Source organism: Pseudoalteromonas sp. 2CM39R (assembly GCF_023161845.1).
In genome coordinates this window covers 32,876-57,237 of the sequence record NZ_JALNTM010000025.1, presented here as the reverse complement: position 1 = coordinate 57,237, position 24,362 = coordinate 32,876, and the positions used below count along the sequence as shown (strand labels likewise).

The 24,362-nt window shown below is 42.1% G+C and carries 26 protein-coding genes; 8 read left to right on the top strand and 18 right to left on the bottom strand.

What is annotated here, in order from left to right; all coding sequences use genetic code 11:
• Positions 1–18: 18 nt before the first annotated feature.
• The 4 genes from MTF66_RS33035 to MTF66_RS33020 are packed head-to-tail and all read right to left on the bottom strand — an operon-like array spanning position 19 to position 3,717.
• Positions 19–1,494, bottom strand: a complete 1,476-nt coding sequence (locus MTF66_RS33035; RefSeq protein WP_248529864.1) for a HAMP domain-containing sensor histidine kinase — start codon at positions 1,492–1,494, stop codon at positions 19–21.
• Positions 1,494–2,219 (bottom strand): response regulator transcription factor, encoded by a 726-nt coding sequence (locus MTF66_RS33030; RefSeq protein ID WP_248529862.1) that lies wholly within the window; start codon positions 2,217–2,219, stop codon positions 1,494–1,496. Before MTF66_RS33030 ends, MTF66_RS33035 begins: the two co-directional genes overlap by 1 nt.
• Positions 2,220–2,277: 58 nt before the next feature.
• The gene (locus MTF66_RS33025) at positions 2,278–3,006 is read right to left on the bottom strand and encodes a spondin domain-containing protein (protein ID WP_248529860.1); all 729 of its coding nucleotides are present in this window, start codon (positions 3,004–3,006) and stop codon (positions 2,278–2,280) included.
• A gap of 9 nt (positions 3,007–3,015) precedes the next feature.
• Positions 3,016–3,717, bottom strand: coding sequence for a spondin domain-containing protein (locus MTF66_RS33020; protein ID WP_248529858.1), 702 nt, complete (start codon positions 3,715–3,717; stop codon positions 3,016–3,018).
• A 205-nt stretch (positions 3,718–3,922) separates the two neighbouring features.
• Here MTF66_RS33020 and MTF66_RS33015 point away from each other — a divergent pair, with 205 nt between their 5' ends.
• The gene (locus MTF66_RS33015; RefSeq protein ID WP_054563699.1) at positions 3,923–4,294 is read left to right on the top strand and encodes a DUF4870 domain-containing protein; all 372 of its coding nucleotides are present in this window, start codon (positions 3,923–3,925) and stop codon (positions 4,292–4,294) included.
• A 57-nt stretch (positions 4,295–4,351) separates the two neighbouring features.
• Positions 4,352–4,786 carry a YqaA family protein gene (locus tag MTF66_RS33010; protein WP_248529857.1) on the top strand — a complete coding sequence of 145 codons (435 nt, stop codon included), beginning with the start codon at positions 4,352–4,354 and terminating at the stop codon, positions 4,784–4,786.
• Here the strand turns inward: MTF66_RS33010 and folX are convergent.
• The 6 genes from folX to MTF66_RS32980 form a co-directional block, all read right to left on the bottom strand.
• Positions 4,783–5,142 carry a dihydroneopterin triphosphate 2'-epimerase gene (folX, locus tag MTF66_RS33005; protein ID WP_054554637.1) on the bottom strand — a complete coding sequence of 120 codons (360 nt, stop codon included), beginning with the start codon at positions 5,140–5,142 and terminating at the stop codon, positions 4,783–4,785. The two genes, MTF66_RS33010 and folX, sit on opposite strands and share 4 nt — an antisense overlap.
• Before the next feature lie 2 nt (positions 5,143–5,144).
• Entirely contained in the window at positions 5,145–5,699 is a 555-nt protein-coding gene (folE, locus tag MTF66_RS33000) for a GTP cyclohydrolase I FolE (RefSeq protein WP_055199245.1), read from the bottom strand.
• 18 nt (positions 5,700–5,717) lie between these two features.
• On the bottom strand, positions 5,718–6,437 hold the full coding sequence (gene folM, locus MTF66_RS32995; protein ID WP_248529856.1) for a dihydromonapterin reductase: 720 nt from the start codon (positions 6,435–6,437) through the stop codon (positions 5,718–5,720).
• 248 nt (positions 6,438–6,685) lie between these two features.
• Positions 6,686–7,522: an ammonia-dependent NAD(+) synthetase gene (gene nadE, locus MTF66_RS32990; RefSeq protein ID WP_248529854.1), complete on the bottom strand. Its 837-nt coding sequence runs from the start codon at positions 7,520–7,522 to the stop codon at positions 6,686–6,688.
• Positions 7,523–7,617: 95 nt separating this feature from the next.
• The gene (locus tag MTF66_RS32985) at positions 7,618–8,244 is read right to left on the bottom strand and encodes a YceH family protein (protein WP_248529852.1); all 627 of its coding nucleotides are present in this window, start codon (positions 8,242–8,244) and stop codon (positions 7,618–7,620) included.
• A 15-nt stretch (positions 8,245–8,259) separates the two neighbouring features.
• Complete coding sequence (locus MTF66_RS32980; protein ID WP_248529851.1) at positions 8,260–11,625, bottom strand: ATP-binding protein; 3,366 nt, start codon at positions 11,623–11,625, stop codon at positions 8,260–8,262.
• A 165-nt stretch (positions 11,626–11,790) separates the two neighbouring features.
• On the opposite strand from MTF66_RS32980, the gene MTF66_RS32975 reads away from it, so the two are divergent.
• Positions 11,791–14,073, top strand: coding sequence for a penicillin acylase family protein (locus tag MTF66_RS32975; RefSeq protein WP_248529849.1), 2,283 nt, complete (start codon positions 11,791–11,793; stop codon positions 14,071–14,073).
• Here the strand turns inward: MTF66_RS32975 and MTF66_RS32970 are convergent.
• Positions 14,066–15,166 (bottom strand): GGDEF domain-containing protein, encoded by a 1,101-nt coding sequence (locus MTF66_RS32970; protein WP_248529847.1) that lies wholly within the window; start codon positions 15,164–15,166, stop codon positions 14,066–14,068. The two genes, MTF66_RS32975 and MTF66_RS32970, sit on opposite strands and share 8 nt — an antisense overlap.
• A gap of 261 nt (positions 15,167–15,427) precedes the next feature.
• On the opposite strand from MTF66_RS32970, the gene MTF66_RS32965 reads away from it, so the two are divergent.
• Both MTF66_RS32965 and MTF66_RS32960 read left to right on the top strand, forming a co-directional pair.
• Entirely contained in the window at positions 15,428–16,960 is a 1,533-nt protein-coding gene (locus MTF66_RS32965; protein WP_248529845.1) for a carbon-nitrogen hydrolase family protein, read from the top strand.
• Positions 16,960–17,277 (top strand): multidrug efflux SMR transporter, encoded by a 318-nt coding sequence (locus MTF66_RS32960; protein WP_248529843.1) that lies wholly within the window; start codon positions 16,960–16,962, stop codon positions 17,275–17,277. The genes MTF66_RS32965 and MTF66_RS32960 overlap by 1 nt, the downstream gene beginning before the upstream one ends.
• Before the next feature lie 40 nt (positions 17,278–17,317).
• Here MTF66_RS32960 and MTF66_RS32955 read toward each other — a convergent pair whose 3' ends face one another.
• Positions 17,318–18,196, bottom strand: a complete 879-nt coding sequence (locus MTF66_RS32955) for a DMT family transporter (RefSeq protein ID WP_248529841.1) — start codon at positions 18,194–18,196, stop codon at positions 17,318–17,320.
• A 235-nt stretch (positions 18,197–18,431) separates the two neighbouring features.
• Between MTF66_RS32955 and MTF66_RS32950 the strand changes: the two genes are divergently transcribed.
• A complete protein-coding gene (locus MTF66_RS32950; RefSeq protein WP_248529840.1) occupies positions 18,432–18,815 on the top strand; it encodes an MAPEG family protein in 384 nt (127 codons plus the stop codon).
• 79 nt (positions 18,816–18,894) lie between these two features.
• On the opposite strand, the gene MTF66_RS32945 is transcribed toward MTF66_RS32950, so the two are convergent.
• From MTF66_RS32945 to MTF66_RS32935, 3 genes are all read right to left on the bottom strand, one after another.
• On the bottom strand, positions 18,895–20,100 hold the full coding sequence (locus MTF66_RS32945; RefSeq protein ID WP_248529838.1) for a TonB family protein: 1,206 nt from the start codon (positions 20,098–20,100) through the stop codon (positions 18,895–18,897).
• Positions 20,101–20,109: 9 nt separating this feature from the next.
• Positions 20,110–20,484 carry a BlaI/MecI/CopY family transcriptional regulator gene (locus MTF66_RS32940; RefSeq protein ID WP_054554650.1) on the bottom strand — a complete coding sequence of 125 codons (375 nt, stop codon included), beginning with the start codon at positions 20,482–20,484 and terminating at the stop codon, positions 20,110–20,112.
• A gap of 68 nt (positions 20,485–20,552) precedes the next feature.
• Positions 20,553–21,239 (bottom strand): pseudouridine synthase, encoded by a 687-nt coding sequence (locus MTF66_RS32935; protein WP_248529891.1) that lies wholly within the window; start codon positions 21,237–21,239, stop codon positions 20,553–20,555.
• Positions 21,240–21,319: 80 nt separating this feature from the next.
• Between MTF66_RS32935 and MTF66_RS32930 the strand changes: the two genes are divergently transcribed.
• Both MTF66_RS32930 and MTF66_RS32925 read left to right on the top strand, forming a co-directional pair.
• Entirely contained in the window at positions 21,320–21,625 is a 306-nt protein-coding gene (locus tag MTF66_RS32930) for a DUF6482 family protein (protein ID WP_062566248.1), read from the top strand.
• 47 nt (positions 21,626–21,672) lie between these two features.
• Positions 21,673–22,080: an N-acetyltransferase gene (locus tag MTF66_RS32925; RefSeq protein ID WP_058585390.1), complete on the top strand. Its 408-nt coding sequence runs from the start codon at positions 21,673–21,675 to the stop codon at positions 22,078–22,080.
• 13 nt (positions 22,081–22,093) lie between these two features.
• Here the strand turns inward: MTF66_RS32925 and MTF66_RS32920 are convergent, their stop codons facing one another.
• The 3 genes from MTF66_RS32920 to MTF66_RS32910 form a co-directional block, all read right to left on the bottom strand.
• Positions 22,094–22,453 carry a HopJ type III effector protein gene (locus MTF66_RS32920; protein WP_058585391.1) on the bottom strand — a complete coding sequence of 120 codons (360 nt, stop codon included), beginning with the start codon at positions 22,451–22,453 and terminating at the stop codon, positions 22,094–22,096.
• A gap of 9 nt (positions 22,454–22,462) precedes the next feature.
• Entirely contained in the window at positions 22,463–23,575 is a 1,113-nt protein-coding gene (locus MTF66_RS32915) for a TIGR02281 family clan AA aspartic protease (RefSeq protein WP_248529836.1), read from the bottom strand.
• 69 nt (positions 23,576–23,644) lie between these two features.
• Positions 23,645–24,355: an HAD-IA family hydrolase gene (locus MTF66_RS32910; RefSeq protein WP_248529834.1), complete on the bottom strand. Its 711-nt coding sequence runs from the start codon at positions 24,353–24,355 to the stop codon at positions 23,645–23,647.
• Positions 24,356–24,362 lie beyond the last annotated feature (7 nt).

The following is a 24,362-nucleotide window of genomic DNA, read 5'->3' as shown; positions in this document are numbered from 1 at the left end:
CAACGCAGGCATCCGTGATTAAGCGGGTGCCTGCATAGCTAAATTAAAACGAAATTCACTGCCTTTTCCTAAGGTACTTTTTACGTTTATTTCACTATCCATTAGGGTGAGCAGTTGCTTGCAAATAGCAAGTCCCAAGCCTGTTGAGCCACGTTTTATACTATTACGAGCCTGGTAATGAGGTTCGAAAATCGCATTGAGTTCATCCTCATGAATACCAACCCCGGTATCAGACACTGCCACGTATAACTGATCACTTTGCTGGCTAACCTTAACGGCAATTACACCGCCATTTGGGGTATGCCGAATGGCATTTTCGATTAAGTTTGTAAGTACCCGCTCTAATTTTGCGATGTCTGCCGTCACGGTAAAATCGCAGATTTCAGGAATAACCTTGAGCGAAATTCCTGCTGATTGAGCAGTTAGAGCAAGCTTTGCCACACAATCATAAATCAACTCGCCCAAATTAAAGGTTTCGGATTGTATTTTTACTTGGCCGCACTCTAAATTAGCCAGTTCAAATATTTGTTCAATCAGCTGTTTTAGTTGCTGGCAGTTATCCATTGCAAGGTCGAGATAATGACGTTGCTCAGGCTCGTTTAAATGGCTATCCGGTTTATTGATCACCTCAAGAAAGCCGTGCAGTGAAGATAGCGGCGTACGTAAATCGTGTGATAAGTGAGTGAGTAACTCTCTGCGTTGCTTATCGGCTTGCTGTAATGACTGAAACTGCTCATCAATACGTGCCAGCATGGCATTGACGCCTTTGCTTAAATTGCCAATTTCATCATCAGCACTGTAGCTAGAATCCGATGGCATTTTGGTTAGGCTGTAGTTCGCTGCTTCTATTTTATTAAGCTCTTTATTGAGTTTTTTGAGCGGTAAAGTGAAAAACCGAAACAACATCAGCATCGCAATAAAGAGTGCAATTAAGGCGGCTAAAAACCACATAGCGGCAAGCCAAAGATTATCATTGGCTTTAATGTTTTTAAGGGTTGTATCGTAAGCTTGCCCGCCAATAATCACGTATAAATAGCCTTGCAGCTGTTGCTGATTATAAACTGGCGCGGTCGAAAATATTTTGACGCCATCGTTGCTACGCGGATCATCACCATAAATTGGTGTGGCAGTGGGGTTGTCGAGTAGCTGCTGTATCGGGCTTAAGTTTATTTGCTGCCTAACGACTTGCCCTGGTTTAGCTGAATAAGTCAGTAAATGACCTTCTGGGTCTACAAAATAAAACTCAAATGCAGGACCAAGTATCATCAGTGTGTGAAATAAGTTTTCTAGTGCTTCATAGTCATACACACCTTGTTTGATCAGTGGATTGTCATGCACTAAATGCTCGGCTAGTTGGAGGTGCAAGTTTTGCTGAGCATGATGAACAGAGCTTTGTTCTAATTGCTTACTCCAATTTAAAACAAGTGCGCACAATAGGCTAAAAATAAGCACCAAAGACCAAGCGAGTTTTTGATAAAGCGTCATTGGTTTCATTAGCTTGCACTCAATTGACCGGGGTTTAGTTTATAGCCTACTCCCCAAACTGTTTCGATAAAGTTGGCTGGGTGATGTTGCTCAAACTTACTGCGTAAACGGTTTATATGGGAATTAACCGTATGCTCGTAGCCGCTGTGTTGATAGCCCCATACTTGGTCTAGTAACTGTTGGCGGCTAAAAACATGGTTTGGGTGTTTAGCAAAATAGACTAGTAAATCGAATTCGGTGGCGGTTAAGTTAATTGCTTGGTCAGCTAAAAATGCTTGGTGGCTGGCAAATTCAATGTGTAGTTCACCCAACTGGATTGCCGCTTGAGCGCTATCATCATGATGTGATTGAGCTGCCATAAGCTGTGACCTATGCCGTAATTGTGTTTTTATTCGTGCTTGTAATTCTCTGGCGAAGAAAGGTTTGCAAATATAGTCATCAGCGCCCATTTCCAGACCAATCACTCTGTCCATATCGCTACTGAGTGCGGTCAGTAAAATAACGGCAATACTTGGGTAGTGCTCTTTAATTTTGCGGCATAAGCTCAAGCCATCCATTTGTGGCAGATTAATATCAAGTATTACTAGGCCGTAACTTGAGCTGGCAAGCTTCTTTATTGCAGCTTCAGCGTTTGAGGCTTCATCAATATGTAAGTTTAGGCAGTGCAATTGTGTGCTGATGAGCTGGCGGATTGCTCTATCATCTTCGACGATTAATAATTTTTCTTGGCGCATGGTTCACTCCAAATCACTGAGGCACATCCTTATGACCTCGGTGTAAGGAGTGCGATTATTATTGCGTCCGCGTTATCGTGATCCGAGCAACCGGGTTATCAAACTTATGCTGGCTGGTGAGCACAGAATTTGTCAGGCCATCATCTTGACTAACCACACCTGGGTGCATTGCAACACGGTTAATATCGTCGCGCATTTCGTTGTAACCTTCGCCTGAGTCGGCAGGACCAGGGATCGTGCCTTGTGCTTCAGAGTTAGCCTCTGTACCTGCATCATAGGCAAAACTAGTACGAGACAGTGACTCATTAACCGCTAACGAAGACACGTCTATAGCATTAAGACCGGTAAACGCGTCATTTGTATTCACCAACATAGTCGCTAAGCTAATTTTTAATGAATCAAGCTCTCCCGTTGTCAGGGTCAACGTGACTTGCTCACCTGGTGGTAATGGGCTTTCTGCTGAAGCTGCTTGCATTGTCATTTCTGCTGCGAGTAGCTCGCTGTTATCACCGCCTTCAGCCATAATTTCAAGTGCTTCAGATGCTGGCTCGCCAATTTTCCAAGGCATGCCATCGGTGTGAGCAATCACAGCAACAGGGGAGAAAGGTTGAGCAGCGGTGAGATTGACTACCTCCACCATAAATTGATGATTTGTTGCCATCTCACCCATTTCCATTGTCATTTCTTCAAGCGCTTCATCCATGTTGTCTGATGATTTATCTGAATCCCCACAAGCCGCAAGGCTGGCACTCAATGCGAGGATAATTAAGCTTTTTGAAAAGCGCATAATAACCTCCTATTTAACCGTAACTGTTAGCATCGCAACTGGGTTTAACCATCTGTGTACGGTGTTATCGAGGTCACTCATACCTGCTTCTAAATCGTCGTCACCTAAATTACCCGGATGAATATGCACCATCATATTGGTTTCGTTACTGGTGACGCCGCTACCATTCATACCCGCATTACCACCCGGTGCGGCAGGAATACCTGGCGTGCCCGGCATACCTGAACCCTCAACAACAAGCTCATCATTGGCTTCGGTTCCTGCATCATACGCATTGAGATAAACAGTGTAGGTACCAGCTTCGGTTGGGATCATCCAACTATCTAAACCTACAAAGCCATCATTGGTAGGCAGTAGCATGGCTGTTAGAGATAAGTAGTTATTGCCATCCTTGGTGGATAAGCTCGCCATCGTTGAGCTTGCTGGGGCTAATAAACCTTCAGCTGGGTTGGCAACCATGTCGCTGTTTGCGGCTGTAGCTTCAGTCATTAATGGCTCGAGATTGCCACCTTCAGCCATAGTCTGTAGGGCTGTAGAAGCAGGCATAGCAACGCTGAAAAGTTTGCTATCACTGTTATGAGCCGTAATGAGAATAGGGGTAAAGTGTAAACCTTGCGTGAGGTTAGTTAGTTTTATATCAAGCTCAGCAGCTTGGCTTGCAAGGCTAGTTACTGCGCAAGCAGCGAATAAAGTTAAAGGTAAAGCTTTCATGTGAGATTCCTGTTTTTGATGATTCAAAACCAGTATCGAATAGCAATATCCAGAAACCCTCACGAAGTTATCACATTTTTATCACGACGTTGATTGCAGCCTTTTTTGCTGGTTGAGAGTTTTAAATTTAACCAATTTAACTAGGGTAAAAGGTCATTACGGTTTATAGTAGAGATACAAACAGACCCATAACAAGGAATTTAAAATGGATGATAATCAAAAAGTTGAAATAATTGTGGCAGATAAAGAGCAGCGCACGTGGGCAATGTTTTGTCACTTAAGTGCCTTAGCAGGCTTGCTTTTCCCGTTTGGTTCGGTGATTGGGCCTTTGATTGTTTGGCTTGTAAAAAAAGAAGAAATGCCACTTGTTGCTGAGCATGGTCGCAAATCATTGAACTTTCAATTAACCATGATGATTGCTTACATTGTCTGCTTTATGCTGATGTTTGTTGTCGTTGGTGTCATTCTGCTGCCATTGGTTGCGCTATTCTCATTGATTATGGTGGTAGTATCGGCGATTAAAGCCAACGATGGTAAAGAAGTTAAATACCCTATGGCGATAGAATTTATAAAGTAAACTAATTACCATATACTAAAGGCTCAGCCATTTGCTGAGCTTTTTTATGTGATGTTTATGGCCTACTTATCGTTATTTCTCAGCGCGTTTATTTCCGCAACCTTATTACCTAGCTCTTCAGAATTAGTAATGACAGCTATGATAGCCAGTGGTGATTATTTACTTTGGTTATTATGGCTAAGTGCAACTGTAGGCAATGTGCTTGGGAGCTGTGTGAACTATTGGCTGGGCACGCAGGTTATGCGATTTAAAGACCGTAAATGGTTTCCCGTTTCACAAAACTCGATAGACAAAGCCGAAAAGCAATTCAATAAGTACGGTATTTACAGTTTGTTGTTTGCTTGGCTGCCTATTGTCGGCGACCCTTTAACGGTTGTTGGCGGAATTTTTAGGGTTAAGTTTTCAATCTTTTTGTTACTCGTGACCCTAGGCAAAGGCGCACGTTATTTAGCTGTGCTTGCCTTTGCGGTAGGACTAGAAAAGTTATTCTAGCTTTTTTGCCAATCAAGGGTCAGTGATACTGAATCAGCAAAGCGCAGCGCATGAGGTTTATCGACGCGTACTTTGGCATAGTGAACACTTTGATGCTGGTGGCAAATTGCTAAAATCTCAGCAACCAGTTTTTCTAACAGCAAAAAGTGGCCTTCTTCGACAAGGCTGATCACTTCTTTAGTAATGGTCTTGTAGTTTAGCGCTTTATCGACTGCGTCAGTTTCACAAGCTTGATCAGCAGGGTAATGAATTTCTAAATTAATCACTACATCTTGTTTTTTCTCACGTTCCTCAGGGTTAAAACCTATAAAGGTTCGTAGCCTAAGGTTAGTGACATTAATAATTGCATTGGCCATCATTACCCTCTAACTAGTTGTAAAAACTCGTTACGGGTTTTTGGATCGGCTCTGAAGTTACCTAACATAACCGATGTACGCATGCTTGAGTTTTGCTTTTCAACACCGCGCATCATCATACACATGTGCTTTGCTTCAACGATTACACCAACACCTTTCGCGCCAGTTACTTCTTCAACCGCTTTAGCAATTTGATGGGTTAATTGCTCTTGAATTTGGAAACGACGTGCGAACATGTCAACAATTCGCGCAAACTTTGATAAACCAAGTACTTTGCCATCAGGAATATAAGCAATATGGCAGCGGCCAACAAATGGCAGCAAGTGGTGCTCACACATAGAGTAAAGTTCAATGTCTTGGATCAATACCATGTCATCGGCATCTGAAGTGAATACCGCATTGTTGGTGATCTCGTCTAACGTTTGACGATAACCCTTAGTCAGATACTCCATCGCTTTTGCTGCGCGTTTTGGTGTGTCGAGTAATCCTTCACGAGCAGGATCTTCACCTACTGCGGTAATTATTTGTTGGTAACTGTTTTTTAAATCATCGTGCATAGCTTTCTCAGTAATTCGTTATTTTAAATGTCTGCCACCATCAACAGGCATAGAACGACCCGTGATGTAGTGACTGCTTAGTAATAGTTCTACGCTGTTAATAATCTCGGCGCAGCCGGGCTCAATGCCCATTAGCGATTTTTTTAATGTTTTGGCTTTGTATTCGTCGCTATCGTGTTCGTTAAAAATAATTAACGAAGGGGCGATAGCATTCACTTTAATGTCTGGCGCAAATTTAGCGGAAAACGACTTGGTTAAATTATCAAGCGCCGCTTTACTTGCTGCATAAGCAAGGTGCTTAGGGCTGCCTTTTTCAACTACGTAATCGGTTAAGTGAATAATATCTGCGGCTTTACCACTGTTTTGCTGATAATGCAGTAGCAAATCAGAAGCTGCTAAATTAATTAAGTAGGGCGCTTTGGCGTGGATACGCATCATGTTATCAAACAGGTCTGCGTAATCGTGGTTATTTGCTTCGCAATCCCAGCTAGACGCATTATGGATAATTGCTTTGAGCTGGTTGGTATGGGTTTTTAATTCTTCGATAAAATGCCCGATAGCTTGGTCACTATTAAAATCAGCATGGATGCAAATAGCGCCTTTACCTGCAAGCACATCAATTGCTTCATGGCGGGTGCGGTAAGTGACTATGATTTCTTGCCCTTGCGCTAAAAAGTGCTCGGCCAGAGCGAGTCCAATACGTTGGCCTGCGCCAGTAATTAAAATGGGCGATGACATAAACTAATATAAAACCTTAGATTTTTGATTTGAAATGTAATGTATTTAACTGTAACAACTATAAACCAAATTACAGAACTATTTCATCTTTACTGCAATCATGTTGCTAACTTTTACGTCAAGCATAGCGCTCTAGATCATTTAGCGCGGCCGATAATGAGTGATTGAAGGTTTTGAATATTGCTAAGGGACTGTAAGAGGGGAGAAAAAGGGCAATTATTATTGCCCTTTGAGTGTTTTAACCGTTTTTAAAGCTCGTCGTATACCGTTGGGATCGCTTGGCGCTTATGTTGAGTACGTAAGTAAATTGCTGTTAGCTTTTCTTCGACTTCATTGCTGACTTCTTTACCTTCTAAGAAATCATCAATTTGATCATAAGTGAGGCCAAGCGCTTCTTCGTCAGTCAGACCTGGGCGATCACACTCTAAGTCGGCCGTTGGGGCTTTATGTACAAGTACAGCAGGCGCTCCCAAGTGCTCAGCAAGCGCACGAACTTGACGCTTTGATAAGCCAAATAAAGGTGCCAGGTCACATGCTCCGTCACCAAATTTTGTGTAGAAGCCAGTGATGTTTTCAGCACTGTGATCGGTACCAACAACTAAGCCTTGGCTGAAACCGGCAATTTCATACTGCGCAACCATGCGTTGGCGTGCTTTTACATTACCTTTGATAAAGTCGATTTTAGCTTGCTCTGGTAATTCAGCACCACCACCAACTACAGCTGCCATTGCTTGTTCATGCATGCCATCGACAGCCGCTTTAATGTTAACCGTCATACGCTTACTTGGTTTAATAAAATCTACGGCTAGTTGTGCTTCATCTTCATCTGCTTGTACGCCGTAAGGTAAGCGCACAGCAATAAATTGATATTCGTTGGTGTTATGTTCTTGGTTTAATTCATCAACCGCTAATTGGCATAAACGGCCACAGGTTGATGAGTCAACACCGCCACTGATCCCTAATACAAGTGAGCGAGAGTGCGCAGCAATAAGTCGGCTTTTAAGAAAGTTAACACGACGGGTGATTTCCGCTTTTACATCAATAGTTGGTTGGACTTTCATTTCCGCCAGAATGTCGGCACGCATGGTAGAGCTCCTATTTTTCGTTGTGGTTGTCAGCGTTTTGAGGGAACCCCTTTGTAAAGGGGTATAATTATATTATGTTACGGGCGCGGTTTTTATTAAAGACCTAAATGCGCTTTTATTGCGTTAATTTGTTGCTTAAGATCTTCGATTTCGCTTCGTAATTGTTGCATTTCACTACTGTTATCTTGAACAGGCTCTTTAGCAGCCATTTCTTCAGTAATGCTGTCTGGGTCAACAAACAAGTGCATGTAGCGGCTCTCTCGCTTGCCGGGCTCTCGTGATAAGCGTGCAACATATTCTTGTTCAATGAGTGCGTTTAATGCGGCTTCGACTTCATTGACGTTACTGAACTCAGCGAGACGGTTACTGCGAGTTCTCAGTTCGCCTGGTGTTTGCGGGCCACGTAACAGTAACAAACAGATAATGGCGCGTTGCTGCTCAGTAAACTGCAAACTGCCAAATTCGGTATTACAAAAGCGGTGAGCATATTTATTTACACGCCCAGATAGCCCTTCATCAACCGTTACTAAGCGTGATGCAATAAGCTCATCGAGGGTATCTTGTACTTGCGCTTCAGTTAAAGACAATACAGGTTCACGGTTCGACTTTTGATTACATGCATTAGTCAGTGAATTTAAAGATAACGGGTAATGTTCGGGTGTTGTACTTTGCTTTTCGAGTAAACAGCCAATAACACGTTGTTGAATTGATGATAATTGCATGGTTTTACTCTCTTTTTATTCTTCAGTGCTTAGCCACACTGTTAACTTTTTATTGAGCGAGTCAAATTTAAGGGGTTTGGTGACATAGTCGTTCATACCTGCGTTTAAACAACGTTCTTTGTCACCTTGCATCGCATTTGCAGTGAGTGCGACGATATTAACCCCCTGATGAGCTGCGCCTGCTTCACCTGCCCGAATGACTCGCGTTGCTTGGTAACCATCCATTTCTGGCATTTGGCAATCCATTAACACTAATTGGTAGGGGCTTTGCTCGCGGCTTGAAAGCTTTGCAATCGCTTCAAGGCCATTTTCAGCGATATCAAAACTAATGCCTGCTTGTTTTAGCAACGAACCTGCCACCATCTGATTCACTTTATTATCTTCAACCAGTAAGACTTGCGATTCAGCGCTATCGCTACTGGTCACGACCTTGGTTATTAAGGCTTCTTTATTAACCTGCTGCTGTTCAATGTACTTGTCGTTCGCCAGTGAATTAAATAAATCAGACTGCGTTAATGGTTTAAAGATAATACTCTCAACTTTTAATGTTTGTCTCGTTTGTTTTTCGGTAAGACTCATTGGGGCCATTAAAATTCGTTTACAGCTGGTGGCATTAAAGTATTTTAAGAAAGCTTGTTGGTGCTCTTTTGTTGCGCTGCTATAAAAAAGATAATCCACTAAAATTGCATCGCAGCCATTATCGGTTGGCATTGCAGCACGATTGAGTAAGCTTGGCATATCAGTATAGGTCTCGACCTCAGCCCCCCATAGTTGTAATTGCTTTTTGGCAATATTGCTACTGAGCTTACAATTATCAGCAATTAAAATATGCTTTTTATCTATAATGTGGCTTGGCTCTGGCGCTTGCTTTGTATGATCACGTTTAACTTTTACAGTAAAATTAAAGGTGCTGCCTTCCCCGTATGAACTAACCACACTGACATCACCATCCATTAACTGACACAGCTGTTTTACTATTGCAAGGCCAAGCCCTGTACCGCCGTATTGGCGTGTAGTTGATGCATCCGCTTGCGTGAATGAGTCAAATAAAGTGGCTTGCTTTTCGGGCTTGATACCTACACCCGAATCAATAACAGAGCAGTTCAAGAACAATTCTTCATTGTTTGTTTCGAGTTTGGCGATGACGATAATCTCACCATCTTTTGTGAATTTAACCGCATTGCTAACTAGGTTATTGATGATTTGTCTAATCCGGTTTGGGTCGCTAATGATAAAGCCGTGATTAAGGTGTGTGGTATCTAGCAGCAACTTAGTATTGTTTTGTTCTGCTTTAATGGCAAACGATTCGATAGTATCGCCAAGTAGTTTTGATACATTAAAGCTAACATTTTCAATATCGAGCTTACCGGCCTCAATTTTAGAGAAATCTAAAATATCGTTAATGATATGCAATAGTGATTCAGCCGATGATTGCGCCAAATCTATATGGTGGTTTTGCTGGGTGTCTAGTTTGGTTTGTTTGATGATATTGAGCATCCCGATCACGCCATTCATAGGGGTGCGGATCTCATGACTCATGCTTGCTAAAAATTCACTTTTGGCTTTTACTGCTTGTTCAGCAGCTTCTTTTGCTTGAACGAGTTGTTGTTCGGTCTCTATACGGCGCTGACTTGCGTGTAAACTACCAATGAGTGCCGCAACTGCGATTAAAAAGCTTTCTTCATTTTTACTCCAATGTCTGCGGTTATGACATTTTTCGGCGCACACAACCCCCATTGTTTTGCTACCAGTAGGAATGATCACAGTCAGCATTGAGCGTATATTAAACCAATCAAGGTAGTTGCTACGTAGGTCACTAGTTAGTGGATGTTGCTGTGCATCACTGGCATTAATTACAGCATGATTGTTAATGGCATCAAAATAATTTTTAAATTCAAATTGTTGCAGTGAAATCGGCTCGCTAAATTCAGGCTGGCTTTGGTCGTGAATAGCAAAGGTATTGAGCGACTGGCGATCATCACTAAATAGCCAAATACTAGCGCGATCAATATCAAAAGCGTGACAAATTGCTTGCACAATCACATGTTTAGATAAGTTAAGGTTACCAGTCAGTACCGCATCATTAACGGTAAGAGAGGCTAAAATCTCGTTATGTAAGGCTATTTTGTTGTTTTCTAGCTCACCTCGCTTACGGGTATCAATATTTTGCAGTGAACCAAAAAGTTTTATACAACGGCCATTTTTATGCTCGGCTTCACCATGTAGCAGCACCCAAACTTCATCACCTTCAGCAGTGATGATTTGCACTTGAGTCTCAAAACTCTCACCATACTTGATTGCACGCTCGTTAAGGCGACGAATTTTATCTCGGCTTTCACCAGCCTTAAAATGTGTAAAGTTAGCAGGCCACTCTGGCTGTACATTAAGAGGAAACTTAAAAATTTGCTTGGTCATATCAGACCAATAGACGGTTCTTGTTTCTAGATTAAAAGACCAAGCGCCAACTTTAGCAAGGCTACTCATGGTTTCTAACATACGTTCGCTTTTGTACTGTCTTTCGACCATGCGCAAAAAGAATACAGAGGCGCCAGCAAATAAAATACAAAATAGAATAATGGCCAGTCTAAGCGGCCAAATAGCAGAACTTGGTGGCTGCCATCCAGATTTTGGTGTGGCGTACATCTGCCACTCACCACCTGGAAAGTTAATTCTAAAGCTCAGAGGGTTTGTGTTGAGCACGTCCTTAGAGCCGAAGAAAAAATCACCTTTAGCACCAAGGCCATTTTTGCCTTGTAGGGCAATATCATAATGCTGACTTAGCGCGATTAACCCCGAGTTCGTGTAAATTTTGTCTATATCGAGAACCACAGAGAGGAGCCCCCAAAAAGTGAGTTCTGGTGGAGTGAATACGGGCATTCTTGCTATCAATGCTTGACCACCTTGCACTAACTCTAAGGGGCCGGCCATAACAATACGATTTTCATCTCGTGCTCTAATTGCGTCGTCACGCTGCGCTGGGTTTTCTAAAAAGTTTAGCCCGATAGATTTCTCATTACCCACAAGAGGATAAGTCATCTGAATAACCATATCAGGGGCCGCGCCGATGTTTCTAAGCTCTGAGGAGGTTGAAAATAAGGGGCTGGCTATTTGCGTGAAGCGAGCTTGATCTAAATTAGGCTCGGCAGCAACGGCAACTGCAAGGCCCCTAACAAGTTGAATGTTAGATATTAAGGTGGCTTCGAGCTCTGCACGATAGGCGCTTACTTTTGCCAGCTCTTGTGCACGAAAAGCATCTTTCTCGCGGCTGTAATTAATTTGGTCGATTACAAGGCCAATCACGATGATACAGGCAAGTGAAAACCAGAAGGCTAGCTTCAGTTTTTGTAGTTTTTTATTATCTGTTTCGGTAGCTAGCGGCATGAGAAATATCAGGATTTATACTATTTACCTACTATAGACAATTTCTGTGGTAATTAACAATGAACAGTAAACTAAGAGTACTAATTGCAATTATTTGTATCGCAACACTATTCTTTCACAAAACTCAGGTTAATATAGTGTTACTTTGGCGCAAGGATAATTGGCATGTTTAAGATAATCAAATGGTTACTAATAGGTTTGTTCGTTGTAATGTTACTCGCAACGGGGCTTGTTTATGGCGTATTAAACTTAAGTTTACCGGCACTTGATGGCCGCGGTAAAAGCGATGCTATTTCGCAATCAGTTAAGATTGAACGAGACACCTTAGGACAGGCTGTTATTCATGCCGAAAACCGGTTAGATGCAGCCTATGCTCTTGGTTTTGCTCATGGTCAGGACCGATTCTTTCAAATGGATTTACTGCGCCGCAATGCAGCAGGTGAACTTAGTGAGTTATTTGGCAGAGCCGCAGTTGGGCTTGATAAAAAAATGCGCTTTCATCAGTTACGTAAACGCAGTCAGATTGCTGTCGCGCAGTTACCTGCTAAAGATAAAGCGCTATTAAAAGCGTACGCGAATGGGGTTAATGAGGGCCATGCGCAAGTGGGTTTCGATAGCTTTGAATATTTACTCACAGGCGCTGAAGCAAAACCTTGGCAAAGCGAAGACAGCTTACTAATCATTTTTAGTATGTATTTAGATTTACAAACGGCCACCTTTGAGCGCGACAAAACACTGATCGAAATCGAAGATTTATATGGTAAGGCGATGGTCGACTTTATTACTCAGCCTAGTCTTTATCAAGCGGCACTCGACAACAGCCAATTAGCGCCTTATGACGGCGGTATTCCTAATCTCAAAGACCCTCAATGGGCTATGACTGAAATTGCAGACCGAAAGGAGCTTGGCAGTAATAACTGGGCGGTTACTGGGCAGTTAACTGAAACTGGTGCTGCAATGTTGTCTGACGATATGCATTTATCGTTTGCTGTGCCAATCATTTGGTACCGTGCCCAGCTCAATTACCCACTCAATGGTGAAATGCAGCAAATCACTGGTGTGTCATTACCAGGGGCTCCTGCCATTGTTGTTGGTACCAATAATAAGATAGCTTGGGGATTCACCAATGGTTATTTAGATACAGCCGATTGGATAGCCCTTGAGAGTAAAGAGAAAACCTGGCAGATAGATGAACCTATCTTACTCAATGACGGCAACAGCGAAAATTACGCTTTAACCATGAGTGAGTATGGCCCAGTTACAGAAATCAACGGCAAACCTTATGCGCTAAGTTGGGTTGCCCACCATGAGTATGCGGTTGATATGGAGTTACTTAAGCTTGAGCAAGCAAACACGGTTGATGATGCACTAGCGCTTGCGGCTGAGGTAGGTATTCCTGTACAAAATCTGATGGTTGTTGATGATAAAGGTAACGCAGCTTGGAAGAATATGGGAGCCGTGCCTGCCCGTAAAGAGCCCCATCAATTAGCTGTGGCTGAGCAAGCATATCCTGCACAGTGGCACGAAAACGAAACCCAGCGTCCATTTGTTAAAAACCCAGAAAGTGGCCGTTTATGGACAGGCAACTCACGAGTCATTTCCGCAGAGGATGACCAGCGCTTTGGTAATGGTGCTTATGCTATGGGGGCTCGCTCGGCACAAATTCGCGACCGCTTATTTGAAAAACAACAGTTCAACGAACAAGATTTTTATGACTTACAACATGATAACGAAGCTCGATTCTTAACTGCTTGGCATAAACTGCTGGTCAAACAGCTTAGCACCGCAGGCGATAAATATGCCCTGTATTTAAAAGAGCTAAATAATTGGCAGGCATGTGCTTGTAGCGACTCAATTGGCTACACCTTAGTAAAACGCTACCGCAGTGAAGTGATTAACGGCTTCTTTAGCCCGTTAGAGAATAAGCTAAAAGCTCTCGATAGTAGCTTAAAACCAGTAAAACGAGACTTAGAACCTGCTGTTTGGCAACTTATCGAAGCGCAGCCTGAAGCATGGTTAAACCCTGAGTATGCAAACTGGCAACAACAAATGGTAGGAGCCTTTGATCGCGTTATCACTAAACTAACCGATCAATACGGTAACAACCCGCACAGCTGGGAGTGGGGCAAAGTTAACGAATTAGTGATAGAGCACCCATTTGCCAAGCAAATACCTGCACTGAAAAGCTTATTGAATATGCCCACGGAGCCTGGGTTTGGGGATACTTTTATGCCTTCGGTGCAAGGACGTAGCTTTGGTGCTTCACAGCGCTTTATTGTTCAACCTGGGCACTTAGATAAAGCGATAATGGCTATTCCTGGTGGGCAATCAGGGCATCCATTGTCCGAATTTTATCGTGCCGGGTTTAACGATTATGTTAGTAATGGTTTAACGCCATTATTGCCACAAGAGATTGCCCACAGTATCACTATCGATGCGGTTAATTAACCGCATCAGCATCTTTGAAAGCAGGGCGTTGACCTTTTGCAATGGTAGTTTGGTTGCGTCCTGCGTGCTTGCTTTTATACAGCGCTTCATCAGCGTGTTGTAGCATTTTTTCTATTGAAGCGAGCGGTTGCCATTCAATAAGCCCAAAACTCATAGTGACATTGAGATCGGGGAATTCATGATGCGCTTCTAGTTCGGCGATTCTTAAACGTAAGGTTTCAATTTTTGTAAAGGCCTGCTTTGCATCTGTATTAGTTAATAAAATTAAAAATTCTTCACCACCCCAGCGTACCGCTATATCTTCATCATCAATAAATTGGCGAATTAGCCTTGCAACATTAACGAGCACCGTATCACCTTTTTCATGGCCATAATTGTCGTTAATACTTTTAAACTTATCAATGTCAGCCATAACAATACACAGACTGCTCTCAAGCTCTATGCTCTTTTGATGTGCTGCAGTGATTAATTTTTTAGCAAAACGGCGGTTATAAAGCTTGGTGAGAGGGTCGCGGGCTGCCATTTCTGTTAACTCAACCCGTTGTGACAAAGTGATTTCTCTGATTAGACCCATGCCATAGACCATAGGTAAACCGGCAATAATAATATTGATTACATTTACATGTGGTAGTAATTCTGGGTAAGCGAAGCTGTACTGAACATCTGCAAAAAACACATAAAGCAGGGCGAATGTCGTGATCATAACTAAACTATAAACGGCTGCGCGCTTAAAGGTTAATTGATAATCGATCATTAAAATGCAAGACACAGTCCATAGGTAAAACTGAAACCCAGCGCCTAAACCAAGGGTTGCACAGACAATTACCGCATGAATAATCACTTCAAGGCAAAATACTCTAAGTGCCAGTGAAGTCAGCCCTTGCTTAATTAAAAAGATGCCGCTGGCCCAAGCAAATACACTTAATATATTAACTAAAGCAAGCGTATTGGCCCCTATGTGAGCAAATACGGGGATCAGCAAGACATGAACAATCAACGCGAAATAGGCGATTTTAGAAATAATCAGAAATTTAACGTGTTCAATCTCTTCTAAGCCAGATTGCTTTGATTGTTTTAATAAGTGTTTGATCAATCCAACCTCAAAAACACATGGAGAGTAGCGTAATTATAGATGAAAAGTTGAGCAATGCAGGTTTATAATTGCTCGTTTTTGCTGTGTAAAGCTATTTAGTTCAAGTTTATGAATGAGGCTAAGCGCCTGTTCACATCATCTTTGATATGATCAAAGGCTTGGCAGAGTGGGTATTTGATGCCACTCTAGTTTAAGCTAATCTAGAAACATGCTGAGCAATGTTTGCTGTGATTATTCTCTCGTGCCTAAAAAGGAGTAGCTATGCCGGCGGAAAAAACGCATTTAGAGATCTGTAATCTAACCAAAGAACAGTACCCACAAATAAAGACCCTCATGGATCAAGCGTACCCTGGGCTTGGTGGAGCTTGGCCAAGCCATACTATTTTTAGGCTAATAGACCAGTTTCCGGAAGGGCAAATAGGTATTGTTGACGATGGTGTCTTAGTCGGCATCGCCTTGAGTGTTCAGGTAGATTACGCGCGCTTTTCTAACCCACATACCTACGAAGATATTGTTGATGGTCATGACCGTGTATTTAGTGATCCTGAAGGTGATGCACTTTATGGTTTAGATGTGGTGATTTCATCAACTCACCGAGGTATGCGATTGGGTCGTCGCTTATACGATGCACGAAAAGAGCTGTGCCGTCAGTATAACTTACGCGCCATTTTAGCGGGTGGGCGTATTCCGCGTTATTACAATCACAGTGCAGAGATGACTCCGATGGAGTACATCGAAAAAGTTGACCACAAAGAGCTGTACGATCCGATTTTAAGCTTTCAGCTATCTAATGACTTCCAAGTTAAACGTTTACTTAAAAAATACCTTCCTGAAGATCAGGAATCAGTTGGTTACGCCACTTTACTTGAGTGGAATAACATTATGTTTGAGCCGACTGATACAGTACTTGAGTCGACCAAATCAATTGTCCGTGTCGGTGCCGTACAGTGGCAAATGCGCTGTGTTGAGTCTGTTGAAGAGCTGCTCAAGCAAGTGGAATACTTTGTTGATACGGTGTCTGACTATAAGAGTGACTTTATTCTGTTTCCGGAGTTTTTCAATGCCCCGTTAATGGGCCTCACCGAGCAAAGCAATCAAACGGAAGCGATTCGCTATCTGGCCGAATACACAGAAACCTTCCGTGATGCAATGTCGCGCATGGCGGTTGAATACAATGCCAATATAATCACAGGCTCCATGCCGCTTGCAGAAGATGACAAGATTTATAATGTCAGCTACCTATGCCACCGCAGCGGTAAAATCGATGAACAGCGTAAAATTCATATTACCCCTCACGAGCAAAATGACTGGGTGATCCAAGGTGGTGACAAAATTGCTGTATTTGAAACCGATGCGGGTCGTGTCGGTATTCAAATTTGTTACGATGTAGAGTTTCCTGAGTTGTCGCGTATTCTCGCAAAGCAAGGGTTAGATATTTTGTTCGTGCCATTTTGGACAGATACAAAAAATAGTTACTTACGTGTTCGTCATTGTGCGCAAGCACGTGCAATTGAAAATGAATGTTATGTTGTGATTGCAGGCTCGGTTGGTAACTTACCTGAGGTTGAGAGTTTAGATGTACAGTATTCGCAATCAGCAGTGCTTACTCCTTCTGATTTCTCATTCCCGCATGATGCGACCTTGAATGAAGCAACACCGAATACCGAAATGCTGCTATTTAGTGATTTAGATATGGATAAACTGAAAATCCTTCACAGTGAAGGTACTGTTCGAAACTTAAAAGACCGCCGTGAAGATTTGTATGACGTGATCTTGAAAAAGCGAGATCAATAATGGCGTGGTTGTATTTAATTGTCGCAGGTCTGTTAGAAATTGGCTGGCCTGTTGGCCTTAAAATGTCTCAACAGGCAGACAGTCGCTGGTTAGGCATTGCAATTGTCGTCGCATTTATGGTCGCTAGTGGTTTGATGCTGTGGTTGGCGCAAAAGGATATTCCGATGGGAACATCTTATGCGGTATGGACAGGCATTGGAGCAGCAGGCACTTTCTTAGTTGGTATTTTATTTTATGGGGATGCCGCCACATTTGGCCGTACTGCCGGAGTATTGCTGATAATTAGCGGTGTGATAACGCTAAAAATTAGTCATTAAAAAAGCGGCATAGCCGCTTTTTTAATGACTTGGGATAAGCCTAATTTGGTAGCATTACCAGAATGGCTGCCAGTGCAATTAACACAAGCCCCGCCGTGTCTTGGCGTTTTAACGGCTGTTTTAACCAAAGAATCGATACCATAATGGTAAAGAATACTTCTATCTGCCCCAGTGTTTTTACATAAGCAACATGCTGCAAGCTCATAGCGCTAAACCAACCAATTGAACCTAAACAGCTACAAACACTAACAGCGGTCGTGGTGCCTTTGTGATGCCACATTTTCTTAAATGTATCGCGTTCTTTGAATGCAATATACACGCATAGCATCAGCGTTTGTAAGCTGATTATCAGTAACAACACCCAAGCGGCCGAGTGTGGGAAAGTCAGCCCTGAATTTAAACTTGCTTCACGGATCCATGACGATGAAAGAGCAAAAGAAGTGCCGCAAGCAAGCCCAAGCAGTGCGGTGCCCAAATTAAAGTGTTTAACATTTGCGATGCCACTTAATAGCAATACCGCAATTGCACCAATAAATACGCCAACCCAACCTAGCAGTGAGAGTGCTGAGCCGAAGAACATAACGCCTAAAATGGCCGCCATCAGCGCTTCACTTTTTGCAAGCCCTGCGCCGACTGCAAAGTTATTCATTTTAAACAGTTTTACCATCAAACCGGTGGCAAGGATTTGGACGATACTGGCGCCAACAATGTAGCCAATAAAAGCCAGATTAAAGTCAGGGAGTGCGGCGTCTTGATATTGATAAAGTACAAATAAATACAGTGCAGCAATCGGGCTGGCAATAATAAAGCGAGCAAGCGTTACCCCTGCAACGCTCACTGTTGCACTCAGTTTACTTTGCAGTGCATTGCGCCACGACTGCATAAATGCCGCAAAAATAGTTAAGAAAATCCAAGTCATATTGAAAATAAATTAATAAGGAGAGGCGGTTAGAGTAACAAAACCAAAGTATGAGGGCATTAGCTTATCGACCAACTTGAGAAAAACTCAGCTGTGACAATATGCCGCAGGGCTTTTATGCCGACTTTAGACTATAGTGACAATGATGCTATTGCTGGCCGCTGCTGTTATAAGTAGCGGCTTTTTTTTGTTTGCGCTAGGGTAAGCTAATACAGTTAAAAAATAAGGAAATATCATGACAACACTGATTATCTGCGCACTCATCGCTGTACTTATCCCCTATTTAGCTAAAGCACCTGTGGCTTTTGCACAAAATAAGTTGGCAGGCTACGACAATAAGCACCCACGCGAGCAACAAGCTAAACTAACCGGCTTTGGTGCTCGTGCGTTGGCAGCACATCAAAATAGCTTTGAATCGCTGATTATTTTTGCTGTCGCTCTGGCAGTCGTAATAGGTAGCAATAATGTCTATCAGGTAACTGAGACCCTAGCGATTGTGCATGTTGTTTCTCGCGTGTTGTACTGTATTTTCTACTACATAAACCAGGATATTTTACGCTCATTAGTTTGGCTTGTTGGCTATGTAAGTGCTGTGGCAATGATTGCTCTTTGCCTATAGTCATAAAATCAATGAGTTAAAAACCACAAAGCAAGCGGCTTAAATAAGGCGCTTGCTTTAGGGTCTTAAGTTGTTTCTCTTACTTGGAGCTAACTTTAATTTTTTCTATTAAATCATTTGCTTGATAGTTTTCGTCTAAAGCGAAATCGAGTTGTACTAAGGCGTTTTTAAAGCCAGATTCAGATGGCACATATTGCCATTGTCTTAATGCTATTTTGGCTTGTCGGTCAAAAATACCTTTTGGTTCGGCACTTACCACACTGACATTGCTGGTGGCTCCTGTTGGTAAAATATCGTACTTCAAAACAACTGAACCGCTAATACCTTGCTCCGCAGCTTGAATTGGGTATATCGGCTCTACACGCATAACCGCTTGATAGTCTTTTGTCTTTTCAACGGACATCGGCTGTTTTGCAATGGCAAAGCTGCTAAGCATGCCCGCTGTAAAAATAACTAACGCTGTTTTTGCGATAAATGAGCTGTTGTCGATCTGCTTTATTTGATTTAGACGTTGTAACATGGTGTTTTTATCTCCGTATTGTGAATAAGCCATTAAGCCTGTTCTGCTAAAGCTTGCACAGTGCACTAATGCCTTACTGTATAAAATTCGTTGTTCAGTTGATTTATTTTTGAGTACCTGTTCATCACATGAAAGCTCTTGAATACGGCGCAGACTTGCATAACCAAGCCAAGCGACAGGGTTAAACCACAGCAAAATAGTGGCACTTAAAGCGATGGCATTAATTAGGTTGTCTTTGCGTTTAATGTGCACTGATTCATGCTCTAAAATAAGCGCTAAAGCATGGTTATCGTAGTGGCTTTGGTAGTTTGTTGGCAGCACTAGCTTGGTGTTTATAAGCCCTACAACCATAGGTGAGCTCACCTGGTTGCTTTGGTAAAGGCACATACTTTGGTTGTTGTGATGATCAACCGTAATTGGCTCTAATTGCAGTTTTGCTAAAAAGCGGTAATGAAAATATACGGCAGTGATCAGCAGTGCAGCACTAATAAAGCCATAAATAGCAAACCAAGTGAGCGTAAACTGCGGCATTATTGCGGTGTTTGGCGTGATAGTCAGCTTACTGATAAAGTCGTTTTGAATTGGCTTTAAGTGTTCTGGTAGGTTCGCTAATAATAAACTAATCGGTAATAGTGCCCACAGTGTATAAACCAAGCGTGCCGACAGCTGGCTTAGCAACTTTCGCTCTAGCAGCAATAAAAACATAATTGCAGATGAGATCAAAAGTTGTTGATCTAACAGCCAATTAAAAAATGCATCTAACATAACAACGCCTTATTTTTGCTGTTTTTCCCAATCATCAATGACCTTTTTTAGCTCATCAATGTCATGTTGCGAAAGTTGCTCTGATTTAGCAAAACCACTCACCAATGGCGCAATACGGCCATTAAAAAAGCGCTCAATAAAGCTTTGGCTTTCTTTTAATGTGTATTCTTCACGGGCGATGCAAGGAGTGTAGTTATATTGGCGGCCTTGTTTCTCGAAGCTAAGTGCGCCTTTTTTAACTAAACGGCTTAGTAGCGTTTTGATGGTTTTTTCGTGCCATTCTTTATCGTCACTTAAACGCGCAATTACTTCACTTGCCGTGGCTGGGTAGCCAAGCCATACCGCATCTAATACTTCGAATTCAGCTTTAGAAAGTTCAATCATTTTTATGCCTACAGATGTAATCTTTAATTTAAGATTACACGCGTAATCAATTAATGCAAACTTTTTTGTTAGAGAATGTCACTTTTTTTGATACTGACTATTTGTCCTTCGGGCAAATTCAGCGTGGTGAGTGAAAGCTTTGCGATATCTGTGCGGTACAGGTCGATGACTTTGTAGCCACAAAAACGAGCCATTTTTCGTATTTGCCGATTTAAGCCTTGTTTTAAGACGATGCAAAACTGCGTTTCGTTGACTTGAGTCACCGTGCAAGGGAGGGTTATTTGTTTATCTACAGGCACACCGCTAGCCATGTTGTCACAGAAGTCGCCATCAAGGGGCTTATCTACCGTAACTAAATAGCGTTTTGGTTGATGGTAATCAGGATGGATAAGTTGATTACAAAACTCACCGTCATTGGTCAAAATCAACAAACCTCGGGAGTCTTTGTCGAGCCGGCCAATTGGGTAAACCCGAGTGGTTTTAGGTAGACTATGAATAAGACTGGTTGGGTCGTCAGCATTTAATTTGCAATCTATACCAACGGGTTTGTGATAAGCAAAGTAGGTGAGTGGTGCTTTTTCTGATATTTTTTCGCCAAGTACAATCACATCATCGTGCTCATCAACATGATCTATATGATTTGCGGCACGGCCATTTACTGTTACCTCACCTTGATCTATCAAGCGCGATGCTTGCTTTCGAGAGCAAACACCCGCGTGGGCAATAAATTTAGCAAGTCGTACTTTTTCTGGCATGAGTGATTTTTGTACAATTAATTTGATCACAGTATATCAAAATCACGTATAAATAGTTCCACCACCAAAGAGGAACGCACATGCCTATCAAGTTATCAGAGCTTGCAGATCACCAACCACTGCAAAAGGTCATCCTTCATTCATTAGAGATGGCGCTGTATCAAGTGTCTGTGGTAATTAATAACGTTGAGTATTATGTTACTGATGAGCAAGGTGAGTTTATTCGTGATATTAGCCCGTTGCATATTCAAAAGCGTCTTGATCACCTAAGTTATGGCGATATGGTTTTACGCCACACCAGTGCTTATGATGAAATGTGCGGTCAGCCCGAAAAGCTGGCGAGTAACATGCTCGAAGTACCTTATGGCAAGAACCACTTATACTGATTAACGATATAAGCGTATACTGAGTCATAACATTTTATAGGTATGCTATGTATCAATTAAAAAGTGATGACTCAGCTGATCTAAACAACCAGCTAAGAGAACATATTGTGGCTTTCAACGCCGCGCATTTTAATGCCGAGCGTATTCCTTTAGGCTTTAAGTTCGTTAATAAACAAAACAGTGTTGTTGCCGGTATCCATGGTCAAGTATTTGGCAACTGGCTGCTTATTAGTTGGCTTTGGTGTGATGATAAGACACGTGGCAAAGGGCTTGCGACACGATTGTTAGCTGAATTAGAGAGCAAAGCTAAAGCGTTTGGTGCAAATACTGCACAACTTGATACGCTCGATTTCCAAGCCAAACCCTTTTACGAAAAAAACGGCTACCAAGTTAAATACGAGATGAAAAACTACCCACTCGACGGCTGTCGTTATTTTATGGAAAAAACCCTTTAATTATTGGTTTTAATCACTTCGCTTTAAGCACGTCTTGCTCGGTAAAAGTAATCCCTAAAAAAGGAGTCGCTTCAGGGGCAAGCATAAAGGTGCGAATGTTCATATGGTCTTGCCCTTCAGGATTGTGTAATACGTCATCACGATAAAACGCGCCAAAACAATCGAGGGTATTTTGTTTACTTAGTTGATTAAGCTTTGCAAAGGCAAAAATTTTACATGAGCCATTATTTTCATTTGCCTCGCTAAGCAAGCCATGATTGTTAAAACCGCTTGGGGTAAAATCATAATTGCTGTCTATAACCGCCATGGTATCGGTAAACTCAATTTGCTGTGGTGTGCTTGCTAATGTCGCCAGGAATTCGTTAAGAGTCATTGCTTGTCCTTAAAAATTGTTCTTTATCAACTCTAACTCATTCACTTGCTGATTGATATTAAACTTAAAATTCTCTAAAAAGTTCATACCTAATAAGCCATAGCCAGCATGACTTTCTATTACCAGCACTTCAAAATTACTAATACGTTGTTGACCAACTTGAAATGACTCGAGCTGATAACGCTGTGCTTCAACAATTCCATTTGCTGTGTTTACATTCAAGGTGCCAAGGTAATTGGCTGGGGTGTTAAGCGAGTTTAATAATGTTTGGTTAATTACAGTAAAGCTAGCGCCTGTGTCGATCATCAGCTCGGTTTCAATATCATCGTTGATAATACTGTTTACTAAATAATGTGAACCTCGAGCGGTTAACTTTATAACTTCAACACCAGCTAAGGCTTGTTGAATCAACAAGTGTAATTGCTCTGTTTGCTGTTTATAGTCATGATCTTCAGGCAGTTGATCTAGGGTAATTTGGCTCGCGACATAATCTTCTAAATGATAGTTCGCTAATGCATGGTTATATAAGTAATGCGCGTTACCTGGAGCGTAATCAAGCCACTGTTGACTGTTGTTAAGTAAGGCTTGCCATTGTTGTGCTGCAGTAAGTTCATCAATATAGGATGTGCTTATCTCGTTAATTTGTTCGTTAATTTGTTGCTTTTCAATGCTGTCTAACTGGTTGCTAAGAGCCAGTAAATTGATAATTCCTTGTTGGGTATCACCTTGTGCTATTATACGCTTAGCATCAAGCTCAAGCATAGCGACATCGTAAGGGTGGTTATTTAAAAAGGCTGTTAAAAATTGCTCACTTAAAACGAATTTTTTATGGGAAAGCCATGATTCTAATTGCTGTTGCCAAGCTCGTTTTAGCTGCCTTGCATAGCGAGGTTCATTAACAAGCAATTGAGTGTACTCTGCAACTGCTTTATCAAATAACTGATTGCTAAATAGTGCAACTGCTTGCTGGAAGTGGGCTGGTAACGCCGTGCCTTTTTGTACTTTAGGCGCTGGTGCGACAGTTTCTATTTCTAACGGCTTTGTTGGGTTAAAAAGCTGCCAAATAAAGTAACCATTTAAACAAAGAGAACACAGTAATATTAATTTAAGTAAAGCATTCATCCGTTTCGCCCATCAGTTTTACATCTTCGTTGCCTATTTACTCAGCATAAAACAAATTTTTCAAAGTCGTTACTTTTTAACCAAATGATTGAGCACCATGATATTACTTATTTCAATATCCGCTAATCCTTGATAACGATATTGCGTTGCTTGGTTATTAAGCCAAACGCTTTGGCAGCCGGCATTATTGGCGCCTTGTACATCTGTATCTAGGCTATCTCCAATATGCAAAATTTCCTTGTGGGTCACCTCTAACTGCTTTGCTGCGTTATCAAATAGGCTGCTGTGAGGTTTTGCTTTTCCATGCGGGCCTGCTTGTAAAACTAACTCAAACACGCCGTTAAGGTTAAATTTTTCTACTTCGACATTACCATTGGTGATGGCGATAAGGCGGTAGTGTTTACTGAGATTAGCAAGTAACTCAAGCACTTCATCAGTAACAGTTATTTGACTGCGGGCATCTGCGAATGCCTGATAAGCGTTTTCGGCATGCAACTGAGCTTGCTCTGCTGAAAAACCTAGATCGGTCATGGCATAGTGTAATGCTGCTTGTCGCCAGCGCGTCACATCATCGATTAGAGTGGCATCTTGCTTTAAAGCATTGTCGCGGCACTTTAACCAGTAGCTCATGCTATCGGCGGGCCATTGTTCTAATGCCTCTAGGTAATCAGCTTGTGCTTGTAAGGCTGACTTGATAATTGGATGGTTGTTGTAAAGTGTGTCGTCTAAATCAAAACTTAAAACAGAAACTGGCGATAAGGCACGGTTAAATCGGATCATAATGACA

Excerpts from the sequence above, each read along its gene's own strand:
- MTF66_RS32960 (WP_248529843.1), top strand. The coding sequence starts at position 16,960 with ATGGCGTGGTTGTATTTAATTGTCGCAGGTCTGTTAGAAATTGGCTGG.
- MTF66_RS32915 (WP_248529836.1), bottom strand. The coding sequence starts at position 23,575 with ATGAATGCTTTACTTAAATTAATATTACTGTGTTCTCTTTGTTTAAAT.
- MTF66_RS32940 (WP_054554650.1), bottom strand. The coding sequence starts at position 20,484 with ATGATTGAACTTTCTAAAGCTGAATTCGAAGTATTAGATGCGGTATGG.
- nadE (WP_248529854.1), bottom strand. The coding sequence starts at position 7,522 with ATGCGTGCCGACATTCTGGCGGAAATGAAAGTCCAACCAACTATTGAT.
- MTF66_RS32950 (WP_248529840.1), top strand. The coding sequence starts at position 18,432 with ATGACAACACTGATTATCTGCGCACTCATCGCTGTACTTATCCCCTAT.
- MTF66_RS33010 (WP_248529857.1), top strand. The coding sequence starts at position 4,352 with ATGGCCTACTTATCGTTATTTCTCAGCGCGTTTATTTCCGCAACCTTA.
- MTF66_RS33015 (WP_054563699.1), top strand. The coding sequence starts at position 3,923 with ATGGATGATAATCAAAAAGTTGAAATAATTGTGGCAGATAAAGAGCAG.
- MTF66_RS32910 (WP_248529834.1), bottom strand. The coding sequence starts at position 24,355 with ATGATCCGATTTAACCGTGCCTTATCGCCAGTTTCTGTTTTAAGTTTT.
- MTF66_RS32925 (WP_058585390.1), top strand. The coding sequence starts at position 21,673 with ATGTATCAATTAAAAAGTGATGACTCAGCTGATCTAAACAACCAGCTA.
- MTF66_RS33025 (WP_248529860.1), bottom strand. The coding sequence starts at position 3,006 with ATGCGCTTTTCAAAAAGCTTAATTATCCTCGCATTGAGTGCCAGCCTT.
- folE (WP_055199245.1), bottom strand. The coding sequence starts at position 5,699 with ATGCACGATGATTTAAAAAACAGTTACCAACAAATAATTACCGCAGTA.
- MTF66_RS32955 (WP_248529841.1), bottom strand. The coding sequence starts at position 18,196 with ATGACTTGGATTTTCTTAACTATTTTTGCGGCATTTATGCAGTCGTGG.
- MTF66_RS32980 (WP_248529851.1), bottom strand. The coding sequence starts at position 11,625 with ATGCCGCTAGCTACCGAAACAGATAATAAAAAACTACAAAAACTGAAG.
- MTF66_RS32930 (WP_062566248.1), top strand. The coding sequence starts at position 21,320 with ATGCCTATCAAGTTATCAGAGCTTGCAGATCACCAACCACTGCAAAAG.
- MTF66_RS32975 (WP_248529849.1), top strand. The coding sequence starts at position 11,791 with ATGTTTAAGATAATCAAATGGTTACTAATAGGTTTGTTCGTTGTAATG.
- folM (WP_248529856.1), bottom strand. The coding sequence starts at position 6,437 with ATGTCATCGCCCATTTTAATTACTGGCGCAGGCCAACGTATTGGACTC.
- MTF66_RS32945 (WP_248529838.1), bottom strand. The coding sequence starts at position 20,100 with ATGTTAGATGCATTTTTTAATTGGCTGTTAGATCAACAACTTTTGATC.
- MTF66_RS33020 (WP_248529858.1), bottom strand. The coding sequence starts at position 3,717 with ATGAAAGCTTTACCTTTAACTTTATTCGCTGCTTGCGCAGTAACTAGC.
- MTF66_RS32920 (WP_058585391.1), bottom strand. The coding sequence starts at position 22,453 with ATGACTCTTAACGAATTCCTGGCGACATTAGCAAGCACACCACAGCAA.
- MTF66_RS32935 (WP_248529891.1), bottom strand. The coding sequence starts at position 21,239 with ATGCCAGAAAAAGTACGACTTGCTAAATTTATTGCCCACGCGGGTGTT.
- MTF66_RS32985 (WP_248529852.1), bottom strand. The coding sequence starts at position 8,244 with ATGCAATTATCATCAATTCAACAACGTGTTATTGGCTGTTTACTCGAA.
- folX (WP_054554637.1), bottom strand. The coding sequence starts at position 5,142 with ATGGCCAATGCAATTATTAATGTCACTAACCTTAGGCTACGAACCTTT.
- MTF66_RS33035 (WP_248529864.1), bottom strand. The coding sequence starts at position 1,494 with ATGAAACCAATGACGCTTTATCAAAAACTCGCTTGGTCTTTGGTGCTT.
- MTF66_RS32965 (WP_248529845.1), top strand. The coding sequence starts at position 15,428 with ATGCCGGCGGAAAAAACGCATTTAGAGATCTGTAATCTAACCAAAGAA.
- MTF66_RS33030 (WP_248529862.1), bottom strand. The coding sequence starts at position 2,219 with ATGCGCCAAGAAAAATTATTAATCGTCGAAGATGATAGAGCAATCCGC.